This window comes from Jejubacter calystegiae, assembly GCF_005671395.1.
Lineage (GTDB): Bacteria > Pseudomonadota > Gammaproteobacteria > Enterobacterales > Enterobacteriaceae > Jejubacter > Jejubacter calystegiae.
Map to the genome: position 1 here is coordinate 2,542,894 of NZ_CP040428.1, position 25,993 is coordinate 2,568,886.

The following is a 25,993-nucleotide window of genomic DNA, read 5'->3' on the forward strand; positions in this document are numbered from 1 at the left end:
TAATGAAATACAGTACAACCCCCCGATTATTAATCATGATGTTTGTTCAGTATTTCATGCAGGGGGCATGGAATATGACAATGGGACTGGTATTAAGCTCATACGGCATGGCCAGTATTATTGGTACCGCCTATGGGCTGCTCGGCGTGGCGACGATTATTTCTCCGCTATTTACCGGCATGATCGCCGACCGCTTTTTCGCCTCCCAGAAGGTGATGGGGATTCTTCATCTGATTAATGCCTGCGTGATCTTTTATACTCCTCAGTTTATTGAGGCTCAGAACGCCACCATGACGCTACTGATGATTTTTATCGTTGGTATTCTGTTCTATCCCACAACGGCACTGTCGAATAGCATTAGCTTTCACCATATTGACGGGGTGAAATATTTTCCGGTTATTCGCGTCTTCGGCACCTTCGGCTTTATGGTGATTGGTTTTATTATCGGCCAGATGGGCTATTCGGGGGATACCATGGCCTGGTATATCGCCGCCGCGTCCGGCGTGGCGCTGGGACTGTACTGCTTTACATTGCCGGATACGCCGCCGAAGGCCCGGGGGCGACCCTTCATGCTTCGCGATCTGCTGTGTCTGGATGCGCTGGCGCTGTTTAAGGAGCGCAACTTTACCATTCTGATGCTCAGTATCCTGGTGCTCATGATCCCCAAAACGGCCTATTCCGCCTATATACCGGTGTTTCTGAAGGCGCTGGGATTCGACAATGCCGCTACCATGATGCAGATTGGCATCGCCAGCGAAGTTATTTTTATGTTCCTGCTGTCGTTTATTCTGCTGAGAATCGGTTTTAAGGTGACGTTACTGATCGGTGCGGTATGTTGGGTGGTGCGCAGCTTGTTTTTTGCACATGCCGCAGTGGATGATGCGATGGTTTGGGTGGTGGTGGGACTACTGCTGCAGGGTTTTTGCTGGGATTTTTTCTTTACGGTGGCGGATATTTATGTCGATCGTAAAGCCGGAGAGGCCATTAAAGCCCAGGCGCAGAGCCTGCGCTTTATCGTTTCTAACGGAGCAGGGCTACTATTCGCCTCGACGGTTTGTGGCCAGATTTTCAACCATACGGTGAACGCTCCTGGTTCGGAAGGGCTGGCGCAGTGGCAGTATTTCTGGGTCTGGCCCGCGATCGTGGCAGCCATCGTCTCAGCTATCTTTTTCCTCCTGTTTCACGACGATCTGTCTGAGCGACGCAGCAGCAGGAGAGGCGAGGCGGAAACACAATCTGCGGGCCAGAGCCTGTAATACCCTGGAACAACGACCTGCCGTTGGCGCAGGTCGTTTATGGGTCAGGCCGTGACGGTAATACTCTGTCCATCGAAGGTGACTGTCTGCCCGGCGACGATTTTGCAGCGTTTGCGGGTTTCGGTGACGCCGTCGACCTGAACCAGCCCTTCGGCGATAAAGATCTTCGCTTGGGCGCCGCTTTCGCTCCAGCCTTCGAGCTTCAGTAAATCGCACAGTTCAACGTGTGGGTGTTTGCCCAGTGAAAAGGTGGCCATCTTATGCTTCCTCTTTATCGTGGTACTCTTCGCAGGCCTGCAGGGTGTTCTGAATCAGCGTGGCGACCGTCATAGGGCCCACACCGCCCGGCACTGGCGTAATCCAGGAAGCGCGTTTTGCTGCGTCGTCAAACACCACATCGCCCACCACTTTTCCGCTTTCCAGGCGGTTAATGCCGACATCGATGACGATGGCGCCTTCTTTAATCCAGTCGCCCGGAATAAAGCCCGGCTTACCGACGGCCACAATCAGCAGATCGGCGTTTTCCACGTGTTGACGCAGGTTTTTGGTGAAGCGATGGGTGACCGTTGTGGTGCAACCCGCCAGCAGCAGCTCCATGCTCATCGGGCGACCAACAATGTTCGAAGCGCCGATCACCACGGCATTCAGGCCGTAGGTGTCGATGTTATAACGCTCCAGCAGGGTCACGATACCGCGCGGGGTGCAGGGGCGCAGGCGCGGCGCGCGCTGGCACAGGCGGCCTACATTATAGGGGTGAAAGCCATCCACGTCTTTATCAGGCGAGATGCGTTCCAGCACCTTCACGTTATCGATGCCTGCCGGCAGGGGAAGCTGCACCAGAATACCGTCGATGGTGTTATCGGCGTTCAGTTCATCGATCAGCGTCAGAAGCTGCGCTTCGGTAGTGGTTTCCGGCAAATCGTAAGAGCGGGAGACGAAGCCCACCTCTTCACAGGCCCGGCGCTTGCTGGCGACGTAGATCTGTGATGCCGGGTTGGCGCCCACCAGGATCACCGCCAGCCCCGGAGCGCGTTTGCCTGCCGCAATCCGGACCTGTACTTTGTGCGCAACTTCCTGCCGCACCTGCTGCGCAATCGTTTTACCGTCAATAATCTTTGCTGCCATCAGAGAGAGGATTCCATCTGTTTCAAGGGTGAAGGGGGATGCGCGTATTCTGTCAGAAGCACGCCGCGCTGTCAGTCTCAGATTGTCGCTTTTCTTAGTCTGACGGTAGCCGTCGTGCAGAAGCCAGGACGGTTGCCGGAAACAGATCTTTACTTTTCTTAGTGTCTAATAAGGTGTTTCCTGAGTCTCATAAAGTATTAAGCGCTATTTTGTCAGAGAGTGCTGAACTAATTTAGCCGCGTGGCGAAATCCCTGTCAGGAAAATAATTGACGTATTGAGGTTTAACGTAAGTCAGAGAGTTTTATCATGGTTGTCGTTAATCGCCAACCGCTCAGGTTATGACGATTTATTTTCTGACGGCAACGCCTGACTCCAAAAGGATGCGGAGTGTTTTTCGGCCTATTTATGCCGGTAATGGCTAAAACGGAATTATGCAGGAAGCATTTTCCGGGTGCGTGTTAATTCAAGGAATACTAATGAAACTGAATAAAATTGCTCTGAGCGTAATATCTGCCGCTATGCTGGTCGCCGGGAGCGTGAATGCTGCCGATCCGGCACCGACTCCGACCCCGGTTATGGTTAACGGTGGAACCATCCATTTTAGAGGCGATTTGGTTAACGCGGCCTGCGCCGTAAGCACGGAATCCGCCGATAAAATCGTACGCCTTGGCCAGTACCGTACCGCAACTTTCACCAAAGTCGGCGATACCAGCGCAAAAGTGCCGTTCACCATCGTACTGAATGATTGCGACACCAGCGTTTCTTCTACGGCTTCCGTCGCCTTCACCGGCCAGACTGACGCCACTGACCCGACCTTGCTGGCGATTGCTTCCGGCGATAACACCACCACCGCGAGCGGCGTGGGTATCGAAATTATGGACCGCACCTCTAAAGTGCTGACGCCGAACGGTTCCAGCTTCTCTACCGCTCAGGCGCTGGTGGACGGCGCCAACACCCTGAACTTCAGCGCCCGTTATAAGGCAACTGCGGCCAGCGCTACTGCCGGTCAGGCTAATGCCGACGCGACCTTCGTAATGAAATACGAGTAACGGGTACGCGCAGGGATGAAGGTTCGCCCCAGGGAAGGGGCCGCTTTTCTGGCAGGGAGTTGAAGCAAGATGAAGATAAGGAAATGGCTGCTGCTGCTGCTGGTTATGGCTCCTGTCAGCCTGCCGCTGGCAAGGAGCATCACCATTATCGACGGCGGTCGGCTTCATTTGCAGGGGATGCTGGTCAATGGCGCCTGCGCTGTGGCGCCTCAAAGCCGCCATATGAGCGTGGAGATGGGGCATTATCGTAGTAACTTCTTTTCCGATGTCGGGAGCTATGCGCCGCTAAGCGTGCCCTTTAGCGTTCGGCTCACTGGCTGTCGCCCCGATGTCCTGCGCAGCGTGGGCATTATTTTTAATGGCGAAACGCCAGGTGAGGATCCTCAGGTCTTTCTGGCGGCCACCCGGGTTAACGGCCGCGATATCAGCAGCGGTATCGGTCTGGCGCTGTTTGACGCCGGGCGGCAACTCATTATTCCAGGCGTTCAGTCCCTGGTGACATCCAGAGATAACGTTCTGCATTTTATTGCGCGCTATCGCGCTGTCTCCCGGGAAATAACGCCGGGACAGGTTCATTCCACTCTGTGGTTCACGCTGGTTTATCCCTGACTTTTTATTTTGATGGTGGCGTTTAATGAACAATTATTTTAAAACAGGCGCATTTTTTATCTGGCTCCTGTTATTTCTTCCTTTTACCAGCCAGGCGGCTGGCGGCGTGGCATTGGGGGCGACCCGGGTTATTTATCCTGCCGGTGCCCAGCAGACCTCACTGGCGATTACCAATAGCGATTCTCGAGATCGCTATCTGATTAATGCCTGGATTGATAACGATGCGGGAAAGAAAGATAAGCGTTTTGTGGTGACGCCGCCGTTGTTTGTGAGCGAGCCGAAAAGCGAAAACACCCTGCGGATTATCTACGTTGGTGAGCCGCTGCCTGACGATCGCGAATCGCTATTCTGGATGAATGTGAAGGCGATTCCGGCGGTGGATAAGAATAGCGTCGAGGGTAAGAACGTTCTGCAACTGGCGATTCTGTCGCGTATCAAGCTGTTCGTCCGCCCGACGAAACTGAGTATGCAGCCGGAAGAGGCACGCGCGAAGCTGCGTTTTAGCCGCAGCGGTGGTGCTCTGGTGATCGACAACCCAACCCCTTATTACGTCACGCTGGTCAACCTGAAGATGGGGGGAGTGAAACTGCCTAACACCATGATCTCTCCCCGCCAGAATGCCCGGGTCAGCCTGGGAACGGCGCAGGGCAGTATCACTTTCCAGACCGTAAATGACTATGGTGCGCTGACGCCGGTGCAAAGCGGTGCTGTGCGCTAAAGCGGCATCAGAATGACGGAGAGAGCATGAAAAGGTCACAGAGATGCCGCGCCAGGACGGGCAGGGATGGACCGCGGCTGGCCGCTCTGGCAGCGTTAATGACGGTGTGGTATCCCGTCAGCGGCTATGGTGAAAGTTACTTTAACCCGGCGTTTTTATCCGAAGATACCGCAAGCGTGGCGGACCTGACTCGTTTTGCTAAAGGTCACGGCCAGGCGCCCGGTGTTTATCGGGTGGATGTCTGGCGCAATGATGAATTTATTGCCAGCCGGGATATCCGTTTTGACGAAGCGCCGCAGGTACCCGGCGCATCAACGAAGTCCAGCGGTTTGACCCCTTGCCTGGACAGCGACTGGCTGAAGCGACTGGGTGTCAATATGCGTGCCTTTCCGACGCTGGAAAAATACCGGAAAGGAGAGTGTGTGGCGCTGGAACAGACGATTCCGGGGGCCCTGGCCGATCTGGACTTTGCGGCGCTGCGGCTGAACATCAGTTTGCCTCAGGCGTCGCTGAGTAACAGCGCCCGCGGCTATATTCCGCCGGAAGAGTGGGATGAAGGTATTTCGGCTGCGCTGCTGAACTATAGCTTTACCGGCAACCGTGGCTCCGGGGATGACAGCTACTATCTGAGCCTGCAAAGTGGTCTTAACTATGGCCCGTGGCGGTTGCGTAATAACGGCAGCTGGAGCCACGCCAGCGGTAGCGGCGGGCGGGGCGGCAACTGGCGCAATATTGGGACCTGGGTACAGCGCACTGTGGTAGCGCTGAAATCCGATCTGGTGATGGGCGACAGCAATAGCGGTAATGAAGTCTACGACAGTCTGGGCTTTCGCGGCGTGCGGTTAAGCTCTTCAGATAGCATGTATCCTGACAGTCTACAGGGTTATGCGCCGACCGTGCGCGGTATCGCCCGCGGCAACGCCAAAGTGGTGGTGCGCCAGAATGGTTATGTGATTTACCAGAGCTATGTCTCGCCCGGGGCATTCGCCATCAGCGATCTTAACCCCACCTCGTCCAGCGGCGATCTGGAAGTGACCGTGGAAGAGAAAGACGGCAGCCGCCAGCAGTATACGGTGCCTTATTCCACGGTACCGATGCTGCAACGTGAAGGGCGTTTGAAGTATGAGCTGGTGGCTGGCGACTTCCGCAGCGGTAGCGCCCAGCAGTCCACCCCTTTTTTCGTACAGGGAACGGCCATTGCCGGGCTGCCCAGGGGCTATACCCTGTATGGCGGTAGCCAGATGGCATCGCGCTATAAGGCGGTCACCCTGGGAGCCGGTAAGAATATGGGGGAGTGGGGGGCCGTTTCACTGGATATGACCCACGCCAACAGCGAACTTTCCGATGGCAGCAGGCACCAGGGTCAGTCCCTACGCTTTCTCTATGCCAAATCACTCAGCCCCTATGGCACAAACTTTCAACTGCTGGGCTATCGCTATTCCACGCGCGGCTTTTATACCCTGGATGATGTCGCCTGGCAGTCGATAGAAGGCTACGAGTATGAAATGGATACCGACGGTAACGGCCACCGGGTACCGGTGGCGCGCAGCTACCATAACCTACGCTACAGCAAGAAGGGGCGCTTCCAGATCAACCTTTCTCAGTCGCTGGGGGGCTATGGCTCACTTTATGTCTCGGGCAGTCAGCAGACTTACTGGGGCACCAGCGAATCAAATACCTGGTATCAGCTGGGCTACTCCGGCGGCTGGCGCGGTATCAGTTATTCGCTCTCCTGGTCCTGGAATAAATCGATGGGGCTTTCCGACAGCGATCGCATCGTCGCATTAAATCTGTCAGTGCCGCTCAGCACCCTGACCGGGCGTCACTATCTGCGAGAAACCGCGCTGGACCGCGCTTATGCGACCTTTGGCGCCAGCCGTAACTCTGACGGTAACAGTAGCTGGCAAACCGGCGTTGGCGGCACGCTGCTGGAAGGGCATAACCTGAACTACAGCGTCAACCAGGGCCACAGTAATACCAGCGGCAGTAGCGGTAGTCTGAACGCCAACTGGCAGGGGACCTATGGCACCCTGGGAGCCGGATATAACTACGATCGCAACCAGCATCAATACAACTGGCAGCTTTCCGGCGGTGCGGTGGCGCACGCCAACGGCATCACGTTGGGTCAACCGCTGGGGGATACCAATGTGCTGATTAAAGCGCCTGGCGCTTCCGGCGTGCGGATAGAAAACCAAACCGGCGTACAGACGGACTGGCGCGGCTATGCGGTGGTGCCCTACGCCACGGTATATCGCTACAACCGTATTGCGCTGGATACCAACAGCATGAATAACCATACCGATATTGAGCGCAACGTCAGTAGCGTGGTACCGGCCCAGGGGGCGCTGGTCCGGGCGGATTTCGATGCCCGTATCGGGGTTCGGGCGCTGATCGCCCTGAATCATAACGGACGATTGGTCCCGTTCGGGGCGACGGTTCGCGAAGTGCATAGCGGCGCCGTCGGAATGGTGGGCGATGAAGGTCAGGCCTGGATTAGCGGGCTGCCGTTGAAGGGGCAGTTGCTGGCGCAGTGGGGAGAAGGCGCCGATATGCGCTGTCTGGCTCGTTATGCGCTGCCGCCATCGGTAATGAATAAACCGGTGGCAATAACCGCCGCCAACTGCCTGCCGGTATCGGGGATGACTCAGGAAGGATCGCAATGAAAACAGTGATGACTCTGGCGGCGCTCGTGCTGCTGGCGGCGGCGTTGCCCGCACAGGCTGGGGTTTGCTGGAACTCTGAAGGCGTAGCGACGGATATCTCCTACGATCTGTCGAAGGCCTTTAACAGCAGCAATAATAGCGTGGGGCAGGTTGTTGAGCTCACGGAAAAGTCTGGTTGGGTAGGTGTTCGGGCTATCTGCCCGGCGGGGACGACGGTGGATTACACCTGGCGTAGCTACGTCAGCGATTTGCCGGTACAGAGCACCCAGGACGGTTTCCGCTATCTGAAACTTAATGATTATCTGGATGGGGCGATGAGCATTACCGACGACTTCGCCGGTCGTTTTTTCCCGCCTCAGAACGATATCCGTATGGGGCGCCACTCTAATGTGCCAAAGCAGAAATCCTTTCCGGTGAAAGATTCTAAGCTGGTTTTCCGCCTGAAGGTTACCCGGCCCTTTATCAATATGGTGCTAATACCCCGCCAGACCATGTTCCGGGTCTATGTTACCACCGCTCAGGGCGACCCGCTGATAACGCCAGTTTATACCATCAGCTACAGCGGACGGGTAGAGGTGCCTCAGAGCTGTGAGATTAATGCCGGTCAGGTGGTTGAGTTCGACTTCAGCGATATCGGCGCCTCGCTGTTCAGCCAGGCCGGGGCCGGAAATCCCCCGAAAGGGGTGAACCCGCAGACCAAAACGGTGGCCATTAAATGCACCAACGTTGACGCCCAGGCCTGGCTCTCTTTGCGGCTGGAAGCGGAGCGATCGTCTGGAACCGCGATGGTTTCCGACAATAGCGATCTGGGCTTTGTGGTTTCCGATGGTAGCGGAAACCCACTGACGCCGAACAACCTCAGCAGTAAGATTGGTTTCCGTCTTGATAGCAGCGCTGCCGCCAGTGTGCCCATTCGTGCCTGGCCGGTCAGCATCACCGGTAATAAGCCTACCGAAGGCCCCTTCACGGCCAGGGGCTATTTACGTGTGGATTATGATTAAGGGGAAAGCGATGGGTAAAACAGAGAAGGCCGGGCTGCTGCTGGCATTGATGCTCCCCGGGCTGGCCAGCGCTGCTTCGCTTGGGGAAATCAATATCCAGCTACGAGGTAACGTGGTGGATTTGAGCTGCGTTGCCGCGCCGGGGGATGCCGATAAAACCGTCCAGTTGGGCCGTTGGGCGACAAAGCAGCTGGCCACGGCAGGCAGTACCAGTTCGCTGGTGCCTTTTAGTCTGCGGCTGATGGGATGCCCGCCGGGATCGGTTTCCATTACCTTTTCCGGACGTGCGGCTTCGGTGCCTTCGCTATTAGCGTTAGACGACGGCAGCAGCGCCGGTAATGTGGCGGTAGAGATACGTGGCGGCGACAGACAGCGACTGGCGCTTGCCAGCGAAAGTCAGGATGTGGTCGTGGATAACGATGGCAATGCCACATTGCGGTTTTTCGCTAATTATATTGCGATTAGCGATAATGTGACTGCCGGTAGCGCCGATGCCGATGCAACATTTATGATTAATTATTACTGAGCGAAATAGCCAGACACATCATCGAAATCATATTCAGTGATGTGTCTGGTCGTTACCGTCAGAGGCCGGTAATGCTATAACAGTTCATGTGACTTGGCATAATCGATCAACTCCACGATAGAATGAATCCCCAACTTAGCAAAGATATTTGCTTTATGGGCGCTAATGGTTTTATTGCTTAAAAGTAATTGCCCGGCGATCTCTTTATTGGATAAACCATGGGCGAGATAACGCAATACGGTGACTTCGCGATCGGATAGTGGCGTTTCATTTAATTCTCCACGGCGTGAGCGATGACTATTGATAAAATTAAGGGTATCGGAAGGGAAAAAAGAGTAGCCAGCCAGCAGCATCTCTACTGCATTGTAGATATCATGCTGATCCTTGCGCTTGCTGACAAATCCGTTGGCTCCAGCGCGCATCGCCCTGATAGCATAAAAACCCTCTGATTTAGAAGATAAAAATAAAACTTTTGTCTGCTTCTGCAGGCTACGAATTCTTTTCAGTAACGTAAACCCGTCGGTTCCCGGAAGCTCAATATCAAGGATAATAAGGTCGACAGCCTGGCGGCGCAGGCAGCTGAGTACTTCCCTGCTGTCATCAGATTTTAATGTGACGGTAATATCTTTATTTTGTTGTAGTAAAACCTCAATCGACATTCTTACAATAGGGTGTTCGTCCATGATTATTACGGATGCCGGTTTCATTATTCATGCCTCAAATTGTTTTAGTAATTGATATGCTTACGGATTGTGTTAATCATCCGGAGGATGAAAGTTATGGATGATCCCTGGTGCGGCATTAGATATCCATTGGCGTTCAGTGGTTTTATATCTTGCTGTATTCATAAGCAGAAATGAAATGATGATAGATCTTCGTCCTTGATAGTTAATGTTTTTATTATTGATGTTGAAAGTTGATTATACCCGGTAAGTTTTTATGGAAAAGCACGTTACCTGGAAGTATTGAGGTTTGTATCATGATGTTCTGATCTAAGAAATATCATATCTTGCGTTTGGTTTTTTATTCTATTTTTTTTTGGTGTGATGAACTTTAACATAATTATAAGTTTTAAAAACAGTGGTTAGTGTTGATTGTTTTTTTTATGTTATGTTTTTCAGAAGAGGAGGTATCACCATAAAGGCGTTTATTTTGTGTGACTAATGGCGTGTTACTGAGGTAACACGCCGTTTTGTTCGTCGATTATGGGGGAACAGGGTGTTTATGGTATGACCAGGAATAGTTTTAAATGTTGAGTTAATGTTAATGATTAACGGATGGGGTACAAATAAATGAGTGATTTCCTATGATTGAGTAAGCCTGGAAATATCAGATAATTCAAGGTAGGGGGTTTATAACATATTACCAGGTAATGAGAGATGATGTAGAAGAGTGAGAAAACGGCGACGTGGAGTAAGTTCAAGAAGGGATGACAGTCGATTGAGCTGATAGACCACGCGGTGGTAAGGAAGATTCTGTACAAGGGCGATAGATCTGAGCGACTGACCTTCACTCATGGCCTGCACTATTTGCCACAGGCGTGGCGACATCCGCCAGCGATGCGGAAAAGAGGGCTGGGGGGCTGCGGCAGCGAGCGCGCGGTATATCTCGCGGGTTCGAAGCTGACGCGCTACCACGGTAAAAGGGCCACTGGCCGCGATAAAGCGAAGTAAACCCTGGGGATGTTCTGGCGCGAGTATAAAGAGTCGTAAATGTGGGTGATTATGTGCTGTGGCGCGCAATATATTCAGCGACATAATCAGCGGAAGACTCAGACTAATGGGGTCCACAATCAGCCGCCGGATGTCGTGATGAAGCAGAGATTGGGGAAGTGCTTCCAGCCTGTGATCCACCTGCATAAAGTCCCCATGGGGGGAGTTGTGACTTAACGCATGCCCCAGAAAGCGATCGGCTGTAATCAGCAAGGTATCAGTCCGGATGTCGGGGATATGTGAAGAAATGAGTTGTTGATGTATCGATTCCAGACTGTCGAAAAATGCCGGTATCACCGGGGGATTGCCCGATACCCGGAGCCCGGAGCGAATCCGGCGGCTTCGTCTGGCGGTACGCGCCAGATCGCTCATCTGCGGCGTTCTCCGACCAGGCCAGACCCGGCATGCGCAATATTTTTTCCGTAACAGATGGTCTCGATGATCGGTATCTTCCGGCATTATTCTTAGATCGTCCCCAGGATAAGCCGAGATTCTGCGACCTTCAGACGAGATGATGAATCAGTTTTGACCTAATAAATGCCGGGAAAAAACTCAAAAAATGCGGAAGATGTGGGGAGCAGGACGGCTGCGGCGCTGCCTGATATGAATCTATTACAGGGACCTGATGTAATGACGAAGCTGTTCCCGGCTCCGGCTATTCAGTTTCTGCATGATTGACTGATATAACGCCCGGGCCCGGGTGTTATCCATTCGCAAAATAGTGGCGATGCGGATAAGCGAATAATTATTTATCAGCAGGCTGAGAAACTGTTTTTCAAACGGGCTAAGGTGACGCGTTGGGCAACGATAACAGCTCGTTGTGGGGATAAGGCGCTGGCCGAGATGGGTACAGAGTAACCAGTCGCCAATCTTACGGCTGACAGTTTCGACAGCCTCTTCCCGGTACAGGCGAGGCGGGGAGGATGTACAGGGGTGTGGATCCAGGCCGCTGGTTTCTCGTCGGCTGCTGATAATGACAAGCTGCTGATGTTGAGGTAGACAGGGAAGGAACCATTGTTTCTGATACTGTCGGAAATGGGTTATCGAGATAAATAATAGTCTGGCGATATCAGCATGTTCAGCAGGTAAAATAACGTAGGGAATGTTCATCTTCTGGCTGGCTCTGTCAATTAATATACGGATGCCGTGACAGAAATGGGTATTCCCATCCTGTATAGCAATAGCGATCATCGTTTATTTCTCCTTGTCAGGAACTATCTGGATATTTATCAGCAGAGGCAGCCGCACTGCGGGATCATAGAGAAAGGCATACGCTGTAAAAATATTACCCGGCTTAAACTGTGCGTCTGGAGGGATGAGTTTTTGCCTGGTTTCTTCCTGGTAGGGGGAAGAAAGCGTCTGATGTTCCATGGGGCGGGAAGCGTTGCCGGGCAGGGACTCGCGTAGTTCTTGCCAGAAGAGAGCGACTTCTCTACAATCCATAATTGTTATGTTATAACGTAATTAATTAAAAAGGAGCATCCATGAAGCCAGGCATTCACCCGAACTACCGAACGGTAGTGTTCCACGACACCAGCGCCGATCATTACATCAAAGTGGGGTCCACCATTCGTACCGAGCGCCAGATAGAGCTGGAAGGCGTAACTTATCCCTATGTCACCATCGATGTGTCGTCGGTGTCTCATCCGTTCTATACCGGTAAACAGAAGATGTTGACCAGCGAAGGCAGCGCCGCGCGCTTTAACCAGCGCTTTGGCCGTTTCTTTAAAGGAGGAAAGGATGCAGGTCGTTAACTCATTACGCAGCGCAAAACAGCGGCATCCTGACTGCCGCATTGTTCGACGCAAGGGAAGGCTGTATGTTGCCTGCAAAACCAATCCGCGGTTTAAAGCGGTACAGGGCAGAAAGAAAAAACGTTAATTGACATACAGACTTCCAGAGCGATGGAATGCTTCCGGGAGTCTCAATCACTTAAAAATGAATAAAGTCGCGCAAGGTAATTAATTTATCTTTGTCATTAATTGCTATTTAGTCCAAAAATTAACCTTTTTTTGTTTATTTACGCCCGGTAAATTTCTCCTTAGCAATCAGATAACTCCATTTTGCTTATTGATTACAGCGATAGGCAACACCAATCGGGGATTCATCTATATTTTGACTGAGATCAAAAAAAGGAGGCTGAGTTAATGACAGATGAAAAAAGAGCCGTAGCAGCATCTATTTTTGGTGAAGCTCTCCTCGAACTGGTAATTAAAAATCGCGAAGTCAGTCGTGAAACGCTGGCTATGTTGATTAAAGAAAAAGCCGAGCATGAGCAGGACGAGGATAAGGTCCTGCTTTACTGGAAAGCCTGTAGTGCCCTGTTAGGCTATGGAGAGAACCGGGCGGCACTCTACTTTGTTGAATAACCCCCACAGATCGCACCCGGCGCCCCTCCTGTGCCGGGAATCCTCTTAAAAGCGCTGGCCAGTGATGGGTCGGCACATTCCGCGTAGCGATACGCCATTATTCCTGACTACACTGCCGCCCACGCCCTGTCACCCGGGGCGTGGCGATCATTTCTGATTCCCTTTATATGTCGGAGAGACATTTTGGTTCGATTACTGATGGTGGTGATGACCTGCCTGTCGCTGTTTGGCTTCGTCGGTCACTCTTACGCCCGTGAGGCTCATGGGCTTCATCCTCCGGTTCAACCCATTCCGGCACCGGAATCGCTGCGCCCCTGCTGCGCTTTCGGACACAATCTGCACGTCAGCGCGCTGAATATTCCGGTGCCGCTCTATCAGCCAGGCAACGTATTGACGCTGGAAACGCTTGGGCACCATCAGTACAACGACAGTACCTTCGGAGCGCTGAAAAACCTGATGGGGATTAGCGAAGAGCGCAACGGGCTTATCTACACCCGGCGCGGCGGTTTTATCGATATCGCCCACGTGCGGGATACCGCCGACAACACCCTGTATCTGTTTTCGCAGATTTACCCACAGCTGGGGCAGGAGGGGCGGATTTTTTTCAGCAATGAACTGGGCCTGCGGCGTATTCAGCTAAACCGCTTTACGCCGCCGGCGGAGCCCGCCCGGCGTTACGAACTGGCGGCGTGGCTTGCCGCGCATCTGGCCTGGCAGATGGCGCAGTGGCATGAAATTGCCCAGTGGTACGGTTTTGAATCGGTTCCGGACTTCCCGGAAGAAATATCCGCCTTCTCGCCGGAAGATCTCTACTCGAATTTGCTGGGGGCCAGGCTGGCGGCCCGGGTGATATTGCAGGGTGAGGCGAATTCGCTGCAGGCGTATAACCAGGCAATGGACAAGGCGTTACATGCAGCCCTGCATAACCTTGAGGCGGTGGATAAGAAAGGCACGGAGCAGCGTTTCCGCGACGTTGACGGCGAGTGGTGGGACAGCCAGCGGCGGGTGCCGGAGAAGTTTCTGGTACTCAATCGTAATTATGATGTGGGCGATCGACGCTCCCCCACGCCGCTCGCCAGCGAAACGCGGGAACCCCGACCGCTGGCCCTGCCGCAGCGTATCGGCGAGCTGACGCTGGCACAACTCGGCGAACTGCGAATCTACCCCACCAACGATATGAAAGCGCTGCCAGCACCGGAAACCTTCTACGCACCGCATGACTTCCCGGCTCTGGCCCAACACGCCGCCGCCACCGACAGGGTACTGCTGCAAAAGCAGAAGCGTTAAAGCGGTCGTTGGTTATAACACCAGCACATGGCGCCAAAGCCATTGACTCACCTGTGGCTGAACGTATAATTCAGCCACTTTATTCTGTAAGATGAAGCCTCTCCGGGCGCCCTTAGCTCAGTTGGATAGAGCAACGGCCTTCTAAGCCGTGGGTCACAGGTTCGAATCCTGTAGGGCGTACCAACTTAGAGTCAGGAGACGTCAAATGACGTCTTTTTTGCTTAAAAATTAGCCTGTTAGCGATTTTTTCGCGATTCATTCTCTTCCCGATTCTAGCTGTATCAAGTCATCTTTGCTGGTATCTGTCCGTTCAATACGCTCATGAAAGCCTTCAATAAGAGCGAGGTATATAGCCTCACCGTTTATAGGAAGTAAGCTTTTATTTATAGATCTCTGCTACGCCGTGCAACAGGTTATTTCCCGTTGCGGACAGAATTTTGAATGATGACGCGCCTTTTTCATCAGCTTTGTGAGAAAGTTTATTAGATAAATCATCAAGTGTATAGGCATTACCAGCGGACACGACCCCGATCTTCTCTTTCCCATCGGCATGATTAATTTCCTGCGCTGCATATGCGACATTCACTGAAATTAATCCTATAAAAAATGTAGTAATGATTAGTAACTTCATAATGCGTACCTCTTTCAGGTGAATGTTTTAACCAGATGTTTCGCCAGAAAATATGTTCTCTGGCTTTAGCGATAAATATACCGGTCTAAGCTGTCGCAGGCGTGACCGTTATATGACAAAATTGTCAGGATTGAACGTATTTTGAAAACCGAGTGGGCTTATTAATAATGTCTTCCAGGGATAGATAAACAAAAAGAACGCCCATCTCCCAACTTTCCGGCCCCACTCTCCCTCCCGCCTGACAGGCTATGCCCCTTGCAGTCCAACCAGTTGTACAGCCGATAAAAAAATCCGTGCGCTATATCCCATTTACCCATAAATAAAAGGCTCAAAGCTCGGGCGTGGTGGGGACTTTGATGTTGTTCACACTTTGGGTGCGGCTCAGCGACAACACTGATTCCATTACACCGGATTGGAGTCCAGTATGTTGGAATCAACCAAAGTCCCGGCGCTGACCCGGGCCATTGAGATACTCGATCTGATTGGTCGTATTGGCCCCTGTAGCGCGGCGACGATCATCGACGAGCTGGCAATCCCGAAAAGCACCGCCTATCTGCTGCTGGGCGAGCTGAAGCGCCAGCGCTTTCTCAGTACCGATCACCGGGATAACTACTGCCTGTGGACCCGGCTGGTGGAACTTTCGGGCCTTGCCCTGGCCCGCATGGATCTGCGCGAACTGGCTCGTCCGCGGTTGACGCAATTAATGGACGACTGCGGCCTGCTTTGTCACCTTGGCATCATCGACCACGCAAACGCCTACTACATCCTCAAGATAGAGTCTTCCGCCACCATCAGCGTGCGCTCCCATGAAGGGAAAACCCTGTCGCTCTATCGTTCCGGCATTGGCAAATGTCTGCTGGCCTGGCAGACGGAAGATGTGCAAAACGCCATTATCGGCGGCCTTGACTGGCAACAGGCGACCCCTACCACCATCGCTCATCCCGGGCGCTTGCGTGAAGAGCTGGCTCGTATTCGCGCCAGGGGCTGGAGTTTCGATAACGGCGAAGATTACCCCGACGTGCGCTGCGTGGCGGCGCCGGTATTTAACGCCAGTAATCAACTGGTGGCGGCGATATCGGTGGTCGGCACTCGTCTGCAAATCAATGACGATAATCGCGACTACCTGGCCGGGAAGGCCATTGCCTGCGCCAAAGATATTTCACGTCTGCTGGGGTGGAAAAGCCCCTTTGAGCAACACGCATCCTGACATGGAGAACATCATGACCTTACCGAAAATTAAACACGTCCGGGCCTGGTTTCTTGGCGGCGCCACGGCGGAAAAAGGGGCCGGTGGCGGCGACTATCACGACCAGGGAGAAAAGCACTGGATCGACGACCATATCGCCACGCCGATGAGCAAATACTCAGAGTATGAACAGTCGCGTCAGTCGTTCGGAATCAACGTGCTGGGGACCCTGATTGTCGAAGTGGAGGCGGAAAACGGCCAGACCGGATTTGCGGTATCGACAGCCGGAGAAATGGGCTGCTTTATCGTCGAAAAACACCTTAACCGTTTTATTGAAGGTAAATGCGTCAGCGATATTAAATTGATTCACGATCAGATGCTCAACGCCACGCTGTTCTATTCCGGATCCGGCGGTCTGGTGATGAATACCATTTCCTGCGTCGATCTGGCGCTGTGGGATCTGTTCGGGAAGGTGGTTGATCTGCCGGTGTACCAACTGCTTGGCGGCGCGGTACGCGATGAAATCCAGTTTTACGCCACCGGCGCACGGCCGGATCTGGCCAAAGAGATGGGTTTTATCGGCGGGAAAATGCCGACCCACTTTGGTCCCCATGACGGCGATGCCGGGATCCGCCAGGATACGGCGATGGTCGCGGAATACCGGGAAAAATGCGGCCCGGACTTCTGGCTGATGCTCGACTGCTGGATGAGCCAGGATGTGAACTACGCCACCAAACTGGCCCATGCCTGCGCGCCCTATAACTTGAAGTGGATTGAAGAATGCCTGCCGCCCCAGCAGTACGAAGGTTATCGGGAACTGAAGCGCAGCGTGCCGCCCGGCATGCTGGTCACCAGCGGTGAACATCACGGCACGCTGGCGTCTTTCCGCACGCTATCGGAAACCGGCATCGACATTATGCAGCCGGATGTCGGCTGGTGCGGCGGACTCACCACCCTGGTGGAGATCGCCGCCATTGCCAAATCCCGCGGCCAACTGGTGGTGCCCCATGGCTCTTCAGTCTACTCGCACCATGCGGTGATCACCTTCACCAATACGCCGTTCAGTGAGTTCCTGATGACCAGCCCGGACTGCTCAACGCTGCGCCCGCAGTTTGACCCTGTATTGCTGGATGAACCGGTTCCGGTGAATGGTCGTATGCATAAAAGCGTACTGGATAAGCCCGGTTTTGGCGTAGAGCTTAACCGCGACTGCAATCTGAAGCGCCCTTACAGCCACTAAAATTCGTAGCGCCGCGCACGCCGTGGCGCAGCCCTTCAGAGGATAATACTCATGAATACCGCCCTGATTGATAGCGTGGTAAAGAAAAACCGGGCACGGCTGATCCCCTTCATGCTGGTGCTCTACATTCTGGCATTTCTGGATCGTTCCAATATTGGCTTTGCCAAAGAGAGCTATCAGATTGATACCGGACTCAGTAACGAGGCCTATGCGCTCGGCGCCGGGATCTTCTTTGTGGTCTACGCCTTTCTGGGGGTGCCCGCGAATCTGTTGATGCGTAAGTTTGGCGCCCGTTACTGGATTGGCGGCACCACGCTGCTGTGGGGATTTCTCTCTACCGCCATGGGCTGGGCCGATACCGAAGCCAAATTTCTGGTGATTCGAACGCTGCTTGGCGCGGCGGAAGCCGGCTTCTTCCCGGGCATGATCTACCTGACCTCTCAGTGGTTTCCCCAGCGCAACCGGGCCAGCATTATGGGACTATTTTATATGGGCGCCCCGCTGGCGCTGACTCTGGGCTCGCCGCTTTCCGGCGCGCTGTTGGAAATGCACGGCTTTATGGGCCACGCGGGCTGGTTCTGGATGTTTTTTATTGAGGGGCTGCTGGCCGTAGCGGCAGGGCTGTTTACCTTCTTCTGGCTGGATGATTCGCCGCAGCAGGCGCGTTTTCTGAACGCGGCGGAAAAACAGGCGCTGATTCAGCAACTGGCCAGCGAAGAGCAGACCAAAACCACCTCCCGGCTGAGTGATGCGCTACGTAACGGGCGTGTCTGGCTGCTGGCGACGATTTATCTCTGCATTCAGGTAGCCGTTTACGGCCTGATCTTCTTCCTTCCGGGTCAGGTCGCCGCCCTGCTGGGCACCAAAGTAGGATTTTACGCCTCGATAGTGACGGCGATCCCGTGGATCTTTGCGCTACTCGGCACCTGGCTGATTCCGCGCTATTCGGATCGTACCGGGGAGCGGCGCAATGTGGCTGCAGTAACGCTACTGGCGGCGGGGATCGGGATTGGCATCTCCGGTCTGGTTTCGCCACTGCTGGCGATTGTGGCGCTTTGCGTCGCCGCAGCGGGATTTATTGCCGTACAGCCGGTGTTCTGGACCATGCCGACGCAGCTACTTTCCGGTACCGCGCTGGCGGCGGGCATTGGCTTCGTCAATCTGTTTGGTGCGGTAGGGGGATTCATCGCTCCAATCCTGCGCGTTCAGGCGGAAACGCTGTTTGCCAGCGGCGCCGGTGGGCTGCTGACGTTAGCAGGCGTCGCCGTCCTTGGGGCGCTGCTGATTCTGACGCTGCATGGCTCGGGCCGCGCGAAACAACCCAACCCGGTTTCCCACTAATTGATGACTGAAAGGATGACTATGAACCCGATTTTATCGAATCCCTTTAAGGCGGCGTTACAGCGGGGAGAGACGCAGATTGGCCTGTGGCTAAGCTCCACCACGGCCTATATGGCTGAAATTGCCGCAACCTCAGGCTATGACTGGTTGCTGATCGATGGCGAACATGCGCCGAATACCATTCAGGATCTGCATCACCAGTTGCAGGCCGTTGCGGCTTACCCCGGCCAGCCGGTGATCCGCCCGGTGGACGACAGACGCAGTCTGATCAAGCAGGTGATGGATATTGGCGCGCGGACGCTGCTGATCCCGATGGTGGAAAGCGCTGATCAGGCCCGGGAGATTGTTTCCGCCACCCGTTATCCACCGCTGGGGAGCCGCGGCGTCGGCGCCGGGGTAGCACGCGCCGCGCGCTGGGGCCGGGTTGAAAACTATATGGCTCAGGCGAACGACGAATTCTGCCTGCTGATCCAGGTGGAAACCAAAACCGCGCTGGATAACCTGGACGCTATTCTGGAAGTTGAAGGCATCGACGGGGTGTTTATCGGCCCGGCGGATCTCAGTGCGTCGCTGGGCTACCCGGATAACGCCGGCCACCCGGAGGTGCAGCGAATTATCGGGCAGAGTATTGGCCGTATTCGCGCCGCCGGGAAGGCGGCGGGCTTCCTGGCGGTTGACCCTGCCATGGCGAAAAAAGCGCTGGGTTGGGGGGCGAACTTTGTGGCGGTGGGGGTCGATACCATGCTCTATACCGAAGCCCTGGACAGGCGGCTGGCTCTGTTTAAATCGCTGCCGGACGGGCGGGAGCCGGGGGGAAGCTACTGATTTATCACAGAGGGAGGGAAGCCTCTCCCTTGTTGTTCGTTTCAGTCAAACCCTGTCGTCAATGTCCTGAATCAATTCCCTTTCAGTCAAAAAGCGCAGTAGCGTTACCCGTATCACAGAAAGTAAAAAACGTAAAAGCCCTGGCAGATTCGACAATTGTTGGCGGACCTGCCACTGCCTATAACTCATTCCTGTCAGTATTTCCTTAGCGATAGCAAAGACAGGCGGAAATAACATGCAGCAGAGGTTATCGGTAAAAGAAAAAATCAGCTACGGCCTGGGGGATATGGCCAGCCATATCGGGCTGGAGAATGTCATTATCTTTCTGACCTTTTACTACACCGACGTGGTTGGGTTACCGGCGGTTTTTGTCGGCACCCTGTTTTTACTGGCGCGGGTGACTGATGCCATTATCGATCCGGTGATGGGGATGGTGGCCGATCGCACCAGAACGCGCTGGGGAAAATTTCGGCCGTGGCTGCTGTGGCTGTCAGTACCGTTTGGCGTGAGCTGCTTGCTGATTTATGCCGTACCGGAAACGCTCTCCCTGACCGGTAAGATGATTTATGCCAGCGTCACTTACTGCCTGATGATGCTGATGTATACGGCCATTAATATCCCCTACTGCTCGATGGGGGCGATTATTACCTCGGATGACACCCAACGTATTTCATTACAGTCCTGGCGTTTCTTTCTTGCCACCCTGGGCGGCGCAACTTCCACCTTCCTGATGATGCCGCTGGCGCAATGGCTGGGGGGCGGTAATAAGCTGGACGGTTATTTTGGCGCGATGTCGGTGATGGCCAGTCTGGCGGCGATTATGTTTTTAATCTGCTTCTTTAATACCCGCGAACGGGTTAGCGCTCCGGCCAGCCATGGCAATTTTATTGCCGATTTACGCGATTTACTGCGTAACGATCAGTGGCGGATTGTGGCGCTACTGGTGTTTTTCAATATCTCCTTCGGCGTCGTGCGCCTTGGCGCCATGATGTATTACGTCACCTATTTCCTGGGCGATGCCAGTCTGTTTATGTGGCTGCTGGCGGCCCATATCATCGGCAAATGTATTGGTAGCGCGATGTCGAAATGGATGACCCGGCGCCTGAGTAAGCTCACCATTTTTACCTTGAGCGCCGTTATTACCGGCCTGTTAAGCATCAGCATTGTATTCCTGCCCGCCACGCTTTCTCTGCTGGTGGCCATGACCGTCGTGGTTTCCTGCTTTTATCAGGTCACCACCACCCTAATGTGGGTGATGATGTCTGATGTGGTGGACTACGGCGAGTTTAAACAGGGCAAACGCATGGATGGCACCGTGTTCTCTACTCTGCTGGCGGTCCTGAAAATGGGCATGGCGGTGAGTGGCGCCATCGTCGGCTGGACTCTGGGGTTAAGCGGCTATGTGGCCCAGGCTTCGCAGCAGCAATCCTCGGCGATGATGGCCATCATCGCATTATTCTCGGTGGTGCCCGGCGTGCTTTCGCTTCTTAGCGCGCTGGCCATGCGCGGCTACAAACTGAATGACGCCACCATGCGCGGCATTAACCAGCATAAATTATCGGACTCGCATCCCGCGACGGAATCTAACGTATTGAAACCACAGGAGTTGTCATGAGTGAATTACGCGCTGAAGCACAGCGTATTCTCTGGCTGTTCGACCGCCAGACCCTGATTGTCGAACCGTGGGGTGAAAACAGTCTGCGGGTGCGGGCGACCTGCCAGCCGGAAATTCAGCAAACCGACTGGGCGCTGCTACCGGCACAGGCTTGCGACGTCGTCATCGAACAACAGCACGAACAACTCAGCCTGAGTAACGGCAACATTACCGTCACCCTGAACAGCCGCGGACAACTGGCGTTTTATAACCAGCGTGGCGAGCTGCTGCTGGAGGAGTTCTGGCGTCAGCGCAGTACGGTAGGCATTGGCGCCAGTGAAAAGAGTCAGGACAAGTACATCAGCGCACTAAAGCTGGATGGCCGCGAATTTCGCCCGATACCGGGGGGGAAACACCAGCTCAGCGTCCGCTTTGAAGCGCGAGCGGAAGAGAAAATTTACGGTATGGGGCAGTACCAGCAGGACTGCCTCGATCTCAAAGGTTGTACCCTGGAGCTGGCCCAGCGCAACTCTCAGGCCAGCGTGCCTTTTATGGTTTCCAGTCTTGGCTATGGTCTGCTGTGGCATAACCCGGCGGTGGGGGAGGTGACCTTTGGAAAAAACGGCACCCGCTGGCGGGCTGAGGTGACCGATCAGATGGACTACTGGATAACCGCCGCCAATACCCCGGCGCAGATTGTGCGTCAGTATGGTCAGGCGACCGGTACGGCGCCGATGATGCCCGGTTTCGCAACAGGATTCTGGCAGTGCAAACTGCGCTATCGCACCCAGCAGGAGGTGCTGGAGGTGGCGCGGGAGTACCGCCGTTTACAACTGCCGCTTTCGGTGATCGTTATCGATTTCTTCCACTGGCCAAATCAGGGGACCTGGTGTTTCGATGCCCGTGACTGGCCCGATCCTAAAGCCATGGTGGCGGAGCTGAAATCCATGGGGATAGAAACCATGGTGTCGGTCTGGCCAACGGTGGACAGCCGTAGCGAAAACTATCGACTGATGAAATCAAAAGGCTGGCTGGTGAACAGCGATCGCGGGGTTTCGGTGAATCTCGATTTCCTGGGGAATACCACCTTTTTCGATGCCACGCATCCCGGAGCGCGGGACTTTGTCTGGCAGGAGGTTAAGCGCCACTACTATGACCTGGGTATCCGCACCTTCTGGATGGATGAGGCCGAACCGGAATACCGCGCTTACGACTTCGACAATTATCGCTATCACCTGGGGCCGGTTCAGGAGGTGGGCAATATCTATCCTCAGCTATTTGCCCGCGGATTTTATGAAGGTCTTCAGGAACAGGGGGAGACGGAGATTGTGAACCTGGTGCGCTGCGCCTGGGCGGGCAGTCAGCGCTATGGCGTGCTGGCCTGGTCGGGGGATGTTCACTCCTCTTTTCATGCGCTGCGCAACCAGTTTACCGCCGGGCTAAATATGGCGATGGCCGGTATCCCGTGGTGGACCACCGATATTGGCGGTTTCCAGGGGGGCAATATTCACGATCCCGAATTTCATGAATTGCTGATTCGCTGGTTCCAGTGGGCGGTCTTTTGCCCGGTAATGCGTCTGCACGGTTATCGGGAACCGCAAATCGCGCCGGAAGAGGCGTGGCGCGACGGTATCGCTCAGTGTAATAGCGGCTCGCCGAACGAAGTCTGGAGCTATGGCGAACAGAACTATCAGTTGATGAAGGCCTGCCTGTTACTGCGTGAGCGGCTGCGTCCTTATATCGATGAACTGATGCGCGAAGCCCATGAACAGGGCGATCCGGTCATGCGTCCGCTGTTTTATCACTATCCGCAGCAGCCGGAAAGCTGGCAGGTGGAGGATCAGTATCTGCTGGGGCAGGATCTGCTGGTGGCGCCGGTCCTGCACGCCGGGCAACGCGAGCGGGAGGTCTGGCTACCCGCGGGGGATAACTGGATTGCCCGTAACTGCGAGCGTTTTAAGGGCGGTCAACGTATTCAGGTGGCGGCACCGCTCAGCGCTATTCCGGTCTTTCTGCGCGAAGGCGGTCATGCTGATGTGCTGGAGGAGGCGTGATGCGGGAAAAAATTCTGCTGCTCGACGCTATTGCGCAGGATCTGGCGCAGCGCTTACGGGAAGATTACCAACTTTACGATGCACGGGATCCCGGGGCACAGGCCTGTGCCGCGCAATTTCGTATTGCGCTCGCGAACGGAGAGAGTCGCATTAGCGCTGCCGATATCGCGCCGTTTCCCGCGCTTGGCCTGCTGTCAATTTACGGAGTGGGTTATGACGGCGTGGACTGCGCGGCGTTAAAGGCGCGCAATATCTGCCTGACTCACACGCCTGGCGTACTGAGCGCCGACGTGGCCGATCTGGCCGTGGGGCTGTTGCTGGCGCTGGCGCGCGATATTCCCGACGCTGCCCGTTTCGTTCGCGAAGGAGGCTGGTCTGATGGACGCTACCCGCTACAGCGCCGGGTTTCCGGCTCCCGGGTGGGAATTGCGGGTATGGGGCGAATCGGCCTTGCGATTGCCCGCCGTCTGGCGGCCTTCGACTGCCAGATCCACTACTTCAGCCGTCAGGATAAAGGGCTGGCCGGCTACCACTATCAGCCCTCTCTTTGCCAACTGGCGGATCAGGTCGATTTTCTGATAGTCGCGATGAGCGCTGGCCCGGAAAATCGTCATCTTATTGACGGGCAGGTCATGCGCAGTCTGGGGCCCCGGGGTTATCTGGTGAATGTGGCGCGTGGCAGCCTGGTGGATGAAACGGCGCTGATAGCCGCGCTGGAAAAGGGCGAGCTGGCCGGTGCTGCGCTGGATGTTCTGGAGGAAGAGCCTCTGGTGCCCCCGGCGCTGATGGGCTTATCCAGTGTGATTATCACGCCTCATATCGCCAGCGCCACGCGAGAAACCCGGGCCGCCATGACGCAACTGGTGCTGGATAATATCCACGGCTGGTTACAGCGGGGCGCGGTGCTGACGCCCGCGCCGGGGTTTGATACCTGAGCCGCACTGGCTGCATGATTGCCCTGGCCGTCAGCCAATCAGGGCAGCGCCAGCGGCAATCATTACGCAGGCCAGCATCTTACGAACGGTGAGCGTTTCACCCAGCAAGAAATAGCCAATAAGGACGGCAAACAGCACGCTGGTTTCACGCAGCGCTGAAACGGCGCCCATGGGGGCGTGGGTCATGGCGTAGATGACGATCCCATAGGCCAGCAGCGAAACCACGCCGCCGCCAGCGGAAGCGAGTAACCCTGGCCTTGCGCTAAATAGACTGCGCGGGCCGCGCAGGGCAATATAGACCGTAGGCATCATCAGGCCCCACAGTGCACTCATCCAGACTGTATAAGCCAGGGGATCGCCAGACAGACGTACGCCGATACCGTCCGTAACGCTATACGCGGCAATAAAACACCCGGTACCCAGCGCCCAGGGCAACCCCGGCACTGCCAGCCTGCGCCCCTGAAAGGCCAGGGAAATAATCCCGAATGACACCAGCCCAATACCTGCTATCGCGCTTGCTCCCGGCATTTCTCCGGCGAAAAGGGCTGCCCCAAGGGTAACCAGTAGCGGAGATGAGCCCCGGGCAATGGGGTAGGTTTTTCCCAGTTCACCCGACTGATAGCTTTTAACCAGAAACAGGTTATAGCCTACGTGCAGCACAGCCGAAAGCAGGGCATACATCCAGCTTGCTTTGTCGGGCGCGGTCAGAAATGGGGCTATACCGATACAGACGATCGACACAGCGATACACATGACTGTCATTGACCAGAGTCGATCGCTGCCGCCGCGCAGTAGGGCATTCCACCCTGCGTGAAGCAGCGCGGCGAAGAGCGTGAGTGAAACGATCGTGACAGACATCGCTTAACCCTAATTTAAATGAACGGATATTTATCATAGACCGCTCTAAACCTTTGCTGGAACAATAAATAATCCATTACCCGTCTATCCTATGGACTGGCAGTAAAAAGAGGGGACGTAACCGGTACTGAAGATATAGCCGCCTTTGGCGGATCTGTTTATTAATGATGTCGCAGAGCTTTCTGGGGCGCGGGTCAATGTTTATGGCGGCGTGGTTGCTCAGGTGCCGGTTTATTCAGTGCTTAAGGTTAACGGCACGCTGACCGGCGGTGAAATTACTATGGAAGTCCAGTAACCCTGATTGCAGGCAAAAAAAAACCGGCGTTTTTCAGCCGGTCAAACGAGCGGTTATTGTTGCCCGGAATTCTCTGTCATGAGAATTCAGATACCTCTGTGGATATCGGAATGGGGCCTGTACCCATTCCTGATAGCCGCAAAACCTTCGGCATAAAATATGGCCATCCATGGCGAGGGATTTTTAGCTATAACGGGGCGGGATAAAGCTGAAATAGCGTCTAAAAGCGCCTGACCGTCCGAAAATTATATTTCATCTGGATTATAAGGGAAGTGAATAAAACGACTGAACTTCATTCCTTAAGGGAATGATTCATCATGAAATTTTAGCTGTTCATCTAACAGTTGTTGCGCCAGTTGCCTTGCGTCGCGTTCATCCGCTACCACAAAGATCGGATAACCCCAGAACTTGCTGGCATAGTCAGCAAACTGGCGGGCGGTATTCTGGCGTACGCTATCCGGCTCGCGAATAATCATTCCCTTTACGTACTGCTTCAGCGGTTGCCGCCACTGGTTTTTCCAGCGGGCGATCTGAACCTTTTCATCGGGAGAATGGGGGGCTTCGTCGTCGCTATTGTTGTCGCTCAGTAATACAAAGGGTTCTCCCTTTTCCAGCAGGTCGCTGAGCGCCAGCAGGAAGCGATTCAGGTTGCGTTCCTCTTCCGGAACCGGGCGCATCCGGACAAGGGGAAAATGTGAGATATCCAGCGTCATGGTTC

26 protein-coding genes and 1 tRNA gene are annotated in these 25,993 nt (G+C 54.5%); 20 read left to right on the forward strand and 7 right to left on the reverse strand.

All coding sequences use genetic code 11. The annotated features are described in order from the left end of the window. Positions 1-2 precede the first annotated feature (2 nt). The gene (locus FEM41_RS11630) at positions 3-1,256 is read left to right on the forward strand and encodes an MFS transporter (protein WP_138096126.1); all 1,254 of its coding nucleotides are present in this window, start codon (positions 3-5) and stop codon (positions 1,254-1,256) included. A gap of 44 nt (positions 1,257-1,300) precedes the next feature. Here the strand turns inward: FEM41_RS11630 and ybcJ are convergent, their stop codons facing one another. Both ybcJ and folD read right to left on the reverse strand, forming a co-directional pair. Further along, positions 1,301-1,513 carry a ribosome-associated protein YbcJ gene (gene ybcJ / locus FEM41_RS11635; RefSeq protein ID WP_138096127.1) on the reverse strand — a complete coding sequence of 71 codons (213 nt, stop codon included), beginning with the start codon at positions 1,511-1,513 and terminating at the stop codon, positions 1,301-1,303. Position 1,514: 1 nt separating this feature from the next. Then, positions 1,515-2,381 (reverse strand): bifunctional methylenetetrahydrofolate dehydrogenase/methenyltetrahydrofolate cyclohydrolase FolD, encoded by an 867-nt coding sequence (gene folD, locus FEM41_RS11640; RefSeq protein ID WP_138096128.1) that lies wholly within the window; start codon positions 2,379-2,381, stop codon positions 1,515-1,517. 477 nt (positions 2,382-2,858) lie between these two features. Here folD and fimA point away from each other — a divergent pair, with 477 nt between their 5' ends. The 6 genes from fimA to sfmF all read left to right on the forward strand — a co-directional run bounded on the left by fimA (position 2,859) and on the right by sfmF (position 8,948). Next, a complete protein-coding gene (gene fimA, locus FEM41_RS11645) occupies positions 2,859-3,431 on the forward strand; it encodes a type 1 fimbrial major subunit FimA (RefSeq protein ID WP_138096129.1) in 573 nt (190 codons plus the stop codon). A gap of 69 nt (positions 3,432-3,500) precedes the next feature. After that, positions 3,501-4,040 carry a fimbrial protein gene (locus FEM41_RS11650; protein WP_138096130.1) on the forward strand — a complete coding sequence of 180 codons (540 nt, stop codon included), beginning with the start codon at positions 3,501-3,503 and terminating at the stop codon, positions 4,038-4,040. A gap of 25 nt (positions 4,041-4,065) precedes the next feature. After that, positions 4,066-4,758 carry a type 1 fimbria chaperone FimC gene (gene fimC, locus FEM41_RS11655; protein WP_138096131.1) on the forward strand — a complete coding sequence of 231 codons (693 nt, stop codon included), beginning with the start codon at positions 4,066-4,068 and terminating at the stop codon, positions 4,756-4,758. A 26-nt stretch (positions 4,759-4,784) separates the two neighbouring features. Next, entirely contained in the window at positions 4,785-7,421 is a 2,637-nt protein-coding gene (locus tag FEM41_RS11660) for a fimbrial biogenesis usher protein (RefSeq protein ID WP_138096132.1), read from the forward strand. Beyond that, positions 7,418-8,422, forward strand: coding sequence for a type 1 fimbria D-mannose specific adhesin FimH (gene fimH / locus FEM41_RS11665; RefSeq protein WP_138096133.1), 1,005 nt, complete (start codon positions 7,418-7,420; stop codon positions 8,420-8,422). Before FEM41_RS11660 ends, fimH begins: the two co-directional genes overlap by 4 nt. 49 nt (positions 8,423-8,471) lie before the next feature. Then, the gene (gene sfmF, locus FEM41_RS11670) at positions 8,472-8,948 is read left to right on the forward strand and encodes a fimbria assembly protein (protein ID WP_421805432.1); all 477 of its coding nucleotides are present in this window, start codon (positions 8,472-8,474) and stop codon (positions 8,946-8,948) included. Between the two features lie 74 nt (positions 8,949-9,022). Here the strand turns inward: sfmF and fimZ are convergent, their stop codons facing one another. Then, positions 9,023-9,655 carry a fimbria biosynthesis transcriptional regulator FimZ gene (fimZ, locus tag FEM41_RS11675; RefSeq protein ID WP_138096135.1) on the reverse strand — a complete coding sequence of 211 codons (633 nt, stop codon included), beginning with the start codon at positions 9,653-9,655 and terminating at the stop codon, positions 9,023-9,025. A gap of 645 nt (positions 9,656-10,300) precedes the next feature. After that, the gene (locus FEM41_RS11680) at positions 10,301-11,032 is read right to left on the reverse strand and encodes a response regulator transcription factor (RefSeq protein WP_138096136.1); all 732 of its coding nucleotides are present in this window, start codon (positions 11,030-11,032) and stop codon (positions 10,301-10,303) included. Between the two features lie 1,112 nt (positions 11,033-12,144). On the opposite strand from FEM41_RS11680, the gene FEM41_RS11685 reads away from it, so the two are divergent. The 5 genes from FEM41_RS11685 to FEM41_RS11705 all read left to right on the forward strand — a co-directional run bounded on the left by FEM41_RS11685 (position 12,145) and on the right by FEM41_RS11705 (position 14,499). Further along, complete coding sequence (locus FEM41_RS11685; protein ID WP_138096137.1) at positions 12,145-12,414, forward strand: type B 50S ribosomal protein L31; 270 nt, start codon at positions 12,145-12,147, stop codon at positions 12,412-12,414. Continuing rightward, complete coding sequence (gene ykgO, locus FEM41_RS11690; protein WP_138096138.1) at positions 12,401-12,541, forward strand: type B 50S ribosomal protein L36; 141 nt, start codon at positions 12,401-12,403, stop codon at positions 12,539-12,541. The genes FEM41_RS11685 and ykgO overlap by 14 nt, the downstream gene beginning before the upstream one ends. Before the next feature lie 266 nt (positions 12,542-12,807). Then, positions 12,808-13,029, forward strand: coding sequence for a DUF2767 domain-containing protein (locus FEM41_RS11695; protein WP_138096139.1), 222 nt, complete (start codon positions 12,808-12,810; stop codon positions 13,027-13,029). Between the two features lie 183 nt (positions 13,030-13,212). Further along, complete coding sequence (locus FEM41_RS11700) at positions 13,213-14,316, forward strand: DUF4056 domain-containing protein (RefSeq protein WP_241666599.1); 1,104 nt, start codon at positions 13,213-13,215, stop codon at positions 14,314-14,316. Between the two features lie 106 nt (positions 14,317-14,422). Next, positions 14,423-14,499: transfer RNA gene (locus FEM41_RS11705), tRNA-Arg, on the forward strand. A gap of 196 nt (positions 14,500-14,695) precedes the next feature. Here FEM41_RS11705 and FEM41_RS11710 read toward each other — a convergent pair. Continuing rightward, entirely contained in the window at positions 14,696-14,947 is a 252-nt protein-coding gene (locus FEM41_RS11710) for a YdgH/BhsA/McbA family protein (RefSeq protein WP_138096140.1), read from the reverse strand. Positions 14,948-15,371: 424 nt separating this feature from the next. Here FEM41_RS11710 and FEM41_RS11715 point away from each other — a divergent pair, with 424 nt between their 5' ends. From FEM41_RS11715 to FEM41_RS11745, 7 genes are all read left to right on the forward strand, one after another. Continuing rightward, positions 15,372-16,154 (forward strand): IclR family transcriptional regulator, encoded by a 783-nt coding sequence (locus FEM41_RS11715; protein WP_138096141.1) that lies wholly within the window; start codon positions 15,372-15,374, stop codon positions 16,152-16,154. 13 nt (positions 16,155-16,167) lie between these two features. Further along, positions 16,168-17,373, forward strand: coding sequence for an L-rhamnonate dehydratase (rhmD, locus tag FEM41_RS11720; protein ID WP_138096142.1), 1,206 nt, complete (start codon positions 16,168-16,170; stop codon positions 17,371-17,373). A 51-nt stretch (positions 17,374-17,424) separates the two neighbouring features. Further along, positions 17,425-18,714: an MFS transporter gene (locus FEM41_RS11725; RefSeq protein WP_138096143.1), complete on the forward strand. Its 1,290-nt coding sequence runs from the start codon at positions 17,425-17,427 to the stop codon at positions 18,712-18,714. 21 nt (positions 18,715-18,735) lie between these two features. Then, positions 18,736-19,539 (forward strand): 2-keto-3-deoxy-L-rhamnonate aldolase, encoded by an 804-nt coding sequence (gene yfaU, locus FEM41_RS11730; RefSeq protein ID WP_138096144.1) that lies wholly within the window; start codon positions 18,736-18,738, stop codon positions 19,537-19,539. A gap of 235 nt (positions 19,540-19,774) precedes the next feature. Then, a complete protein-coding gene (locus FEM41_RS11735; protein ID WP_138096145.1) occupies positions 19,775-21,154 on the forward strand; it encodes a glycoside-pentoside-hexuronide (GPH):cation symporter in 1,380 nt (459 codons plus the stop codon). Beyond that, complete coding sequence (locus FEM41_RS11740) at positions 21,151-23,187, forward strand: glycoside hydrolase family 31 protein (protein WP_138096146.1); 2,037 nt, start codon at positions 21,151-21,153, stop codon at positions 23,185-23,187. Before FEM41_RS11735 ends, FEM41_RS11740 begins: the two co-directional genes overlap by 4 nt. Further along, on the forward strand, positions 23,187-24,122 hold the full coding sequence (locus FEM41_RS11745; protein ID WP_138096147.1) for a 2-hydroxyacid dehydrogenase: 936 nt from the start codon (positions 23,187-23,189) through the stop codon (positions 24,120-24,122). Before FEM41_RS11740 ends, FEM41_RS11745 begins: the two co-directional genes overlap by 1 nt. A 30-nt stretch (positions 24,123-24,152) precedes the next feature. Here the strand turns inward: FEM41_RS11745 and FEM41_RS11750 are convergent, their stop codons facing one another. After that, the gene (locus FEM41_RS11750) at positions 24,153-24,980 is read right to left on the reverse strand and encodes an EamA family transporter (protein ID WP_138096148.1); all 828 of its coding nucleotides are present in this window, start codon (positions 24,978-24,980) and stop codon (positions 24,153-24,155) included. Between the two features lie 145 nt (positions 24,981-25,125). Here FEM41_RS11750 and FEM41_RS24520 point away from each other — a divergent pair, with 145 nt between their 5' ends. Continuing rightward, a complete protein-coding gene (locus FEM41_RS24520; RefSeq protein ID WP_168198784.1) occupies positions 25,126-25,275 on the forward strand; it encodes a hypothetical protein in 150 nt (49 codons plus the stop codon). Positions 25,276-25,574: 299 nt separating this feature from the next. Here the strand turns inward: FEM41_RS24520 and FEM41_RS11755 are convergent, their stop codons facing one another. Beyond that, a complete protein-coding gene (locus tag FEM41_RS11755; protein ID WP_138096149.1) occupies positions 25,575-25,988 on the reverse strand; it encodes a hypothetical protein in 414 nt (137 codons plus the stop codon). Positions 25,989-25,993 lie beyond the last annotated feature (5 nt).

What these genes read in the sequence shown, in the direction of transcription:
- FEM41_RS11650 (WP_138096130.1), top strand. Translation starts at nt 3,501, where the DNA reads ATGAAGATAAGGAAATGGCTGCTGCTGCTGCTGGTTATGGCTCCTGTC.
- fimC (WP_138096131.1), top strand. Translation starts at nt 4,066, where the DNA reads ATGAACAATTATTTTAAAACAGGCGCATTTTTTATCTGGCTCCTGTTA.
- folD (WP_138096128.1), bottom strand. Translation starts at nt 2,381, where the DNA reads ATGGCAGCAAAGATTATTGACGGTAAAACGATTGCGCAGCAGGTGCGG.
- FEM41_RS11695 (WP_138096139.1), top strand. Translation starts at nt 12,808, where the DNA reads ATGACAGATGAAAAAAGAGCCGTAGCAGCATCTATTTTTGGTGAAGCT.
- FEM41_RS11735 (WP_138096145.1), top strand. Translation starts at nt 19,775, where the DNA reads ATGCAGCAGAGGTTATCGGTAAAAGAAAAAATCAGCTACGGCCTGGGG.
- ykgO (WP_138096138.1), top strand. Translation starts at nt 12,401, where the DNA reads ATGCAGGTCGTTAACTCATTACGCAGCGCAAAACAGCGGCATCCTGAC.
- fimA (WP_138096129.1), top strand. Translation starts at nt 2,859, where the DNA reads ATGAAACTGAATAAAATTGCTCTGAGCGTAATATCTGCCGCTATGCTG.
- fimH (WP_138096133.1), top strand. Translation starts at nt 7,418, where the DNA reads ATGAAAACAGTGATGACTCTGGCGGCGCTCGTGCTGCTGGCGGCGGCG.
- rhmD (WP_138096142.1), top strand. Translation starts at nt 16,168, where the DNA reads ATGACCTTACCGAAAATTAAACACGTCCGGGCCTGGTTTCTTGGCGGC.
- FEM41_RS11685 (WP_138096137.1), top strand. Translation starts at nt 12,145, where the DNA reads ATGAAGCCAGGCATTCACCCGAACTACCGAACGGTAGTGTTCCACGAC.
- sfmF (WP_421805432.1), top strand. Translation starts at nt 8,472, where the DNA reads ATGCTCCCCGGGCTGGCCAGCGCTGCTTCGCTTGGGGAAATCAATATC.
- FEM41_RS11745 (WP_138096147.1), top strand. Translation starts at nt 23,187, where the DNA reads ATGCGGGAAAAAATTCTGCTGCTCGACGCTATTGCGCAGGATCTGGCG.
- ybcJ (WP_138096127.1), bottom strand. Translation starts at nt 1,513, where the DNA reads ATGGCCACCTTTTCACTGGGCAAACACCCACACGTTGAACTGTGCGAT.
- FEM41_RS11630 (WP_138096126.1), top strand. Translation starts at nt 3, where the DNA reads ATGAAATACAGTACAACCCCCCGATTATTAATCATGATGTTTGTTCAG.
- FEM41_RS11660 (WP_138096132.1), top strand. Translation starts at nt 4,785, where the DNA reads ATGAAAAGGTCACAGAGATGCCGCGCCAGGACGGGCAGGGATGGACCG.
- FEM41_RS11680 (WP_138096136.1), bottom strand. Translation starts at nt 11,032, where the DNA reads ATGAGCGATCTGGCGCGTACCGCCAGACGAAGCCGCCGGATTCGCTCC.
- FEM41_RS11725 (WP_138096143.1), top strand. Translation starts at nt 17,425, where the DNA reads ATGAATACCGCCCTGATTGATAGCGTGGTAAAGAAAAACCGGGCACGG.
- yfaU (WP_138096144.1), top strand. Translation starts at nt 18,736, where the DNA reads ATGAACCCGATTTTATCGAATCCCTTTAAGGCGGCGTTACAGCGGGGA.
- FEM41_RS11710 (WP_138096140.1), bottom strand. Translation starts at nt 14,947, where the DNA reads ATGAAGTTACTAATCATTACTACATTTTTTATAGGATTAATTTCAGTG.
- FEM41_RS11740 (WP_138096146.1), top strand. Translation starts at nt 21,151, where the DNA reads ATGAGTGAATTACGCGCTGAAGCACAGCGTATTCTCTGGCTGTTCGAC.
- fimZ (WP_138096135.1), bottom strand. Translation starts at nt 9,655, where the DNA reads ATGAAACCGGCATCCGTAATAATCATGGACGAACACCCTATTGTAAGA.
- FEM41_RS11715 (WP_138096141.1), top strand. Translation starts at nt 15,372, where the DNA reads ATGTTGGAATCAACCAAAGTCCCGGCGCTGACCCGGGCCATTGAGATA.
- FEM41_RS11750 (WP_138096148.1), bottom strand. Translation starts at nt 24,980, where the DNA reads ATGTCTGTCACGATCGTTTCACTCACGCTCTTCGCCGCGCTGCTTCAC.
- FEM41_RS11755 (WP_138096149.1), bottom strand. Translation starts at nt 25,988, where the DNA reads ATGACGCTGGATATCTCACATTTTCCCCTTGTCCGGATGCGCCCGGTT.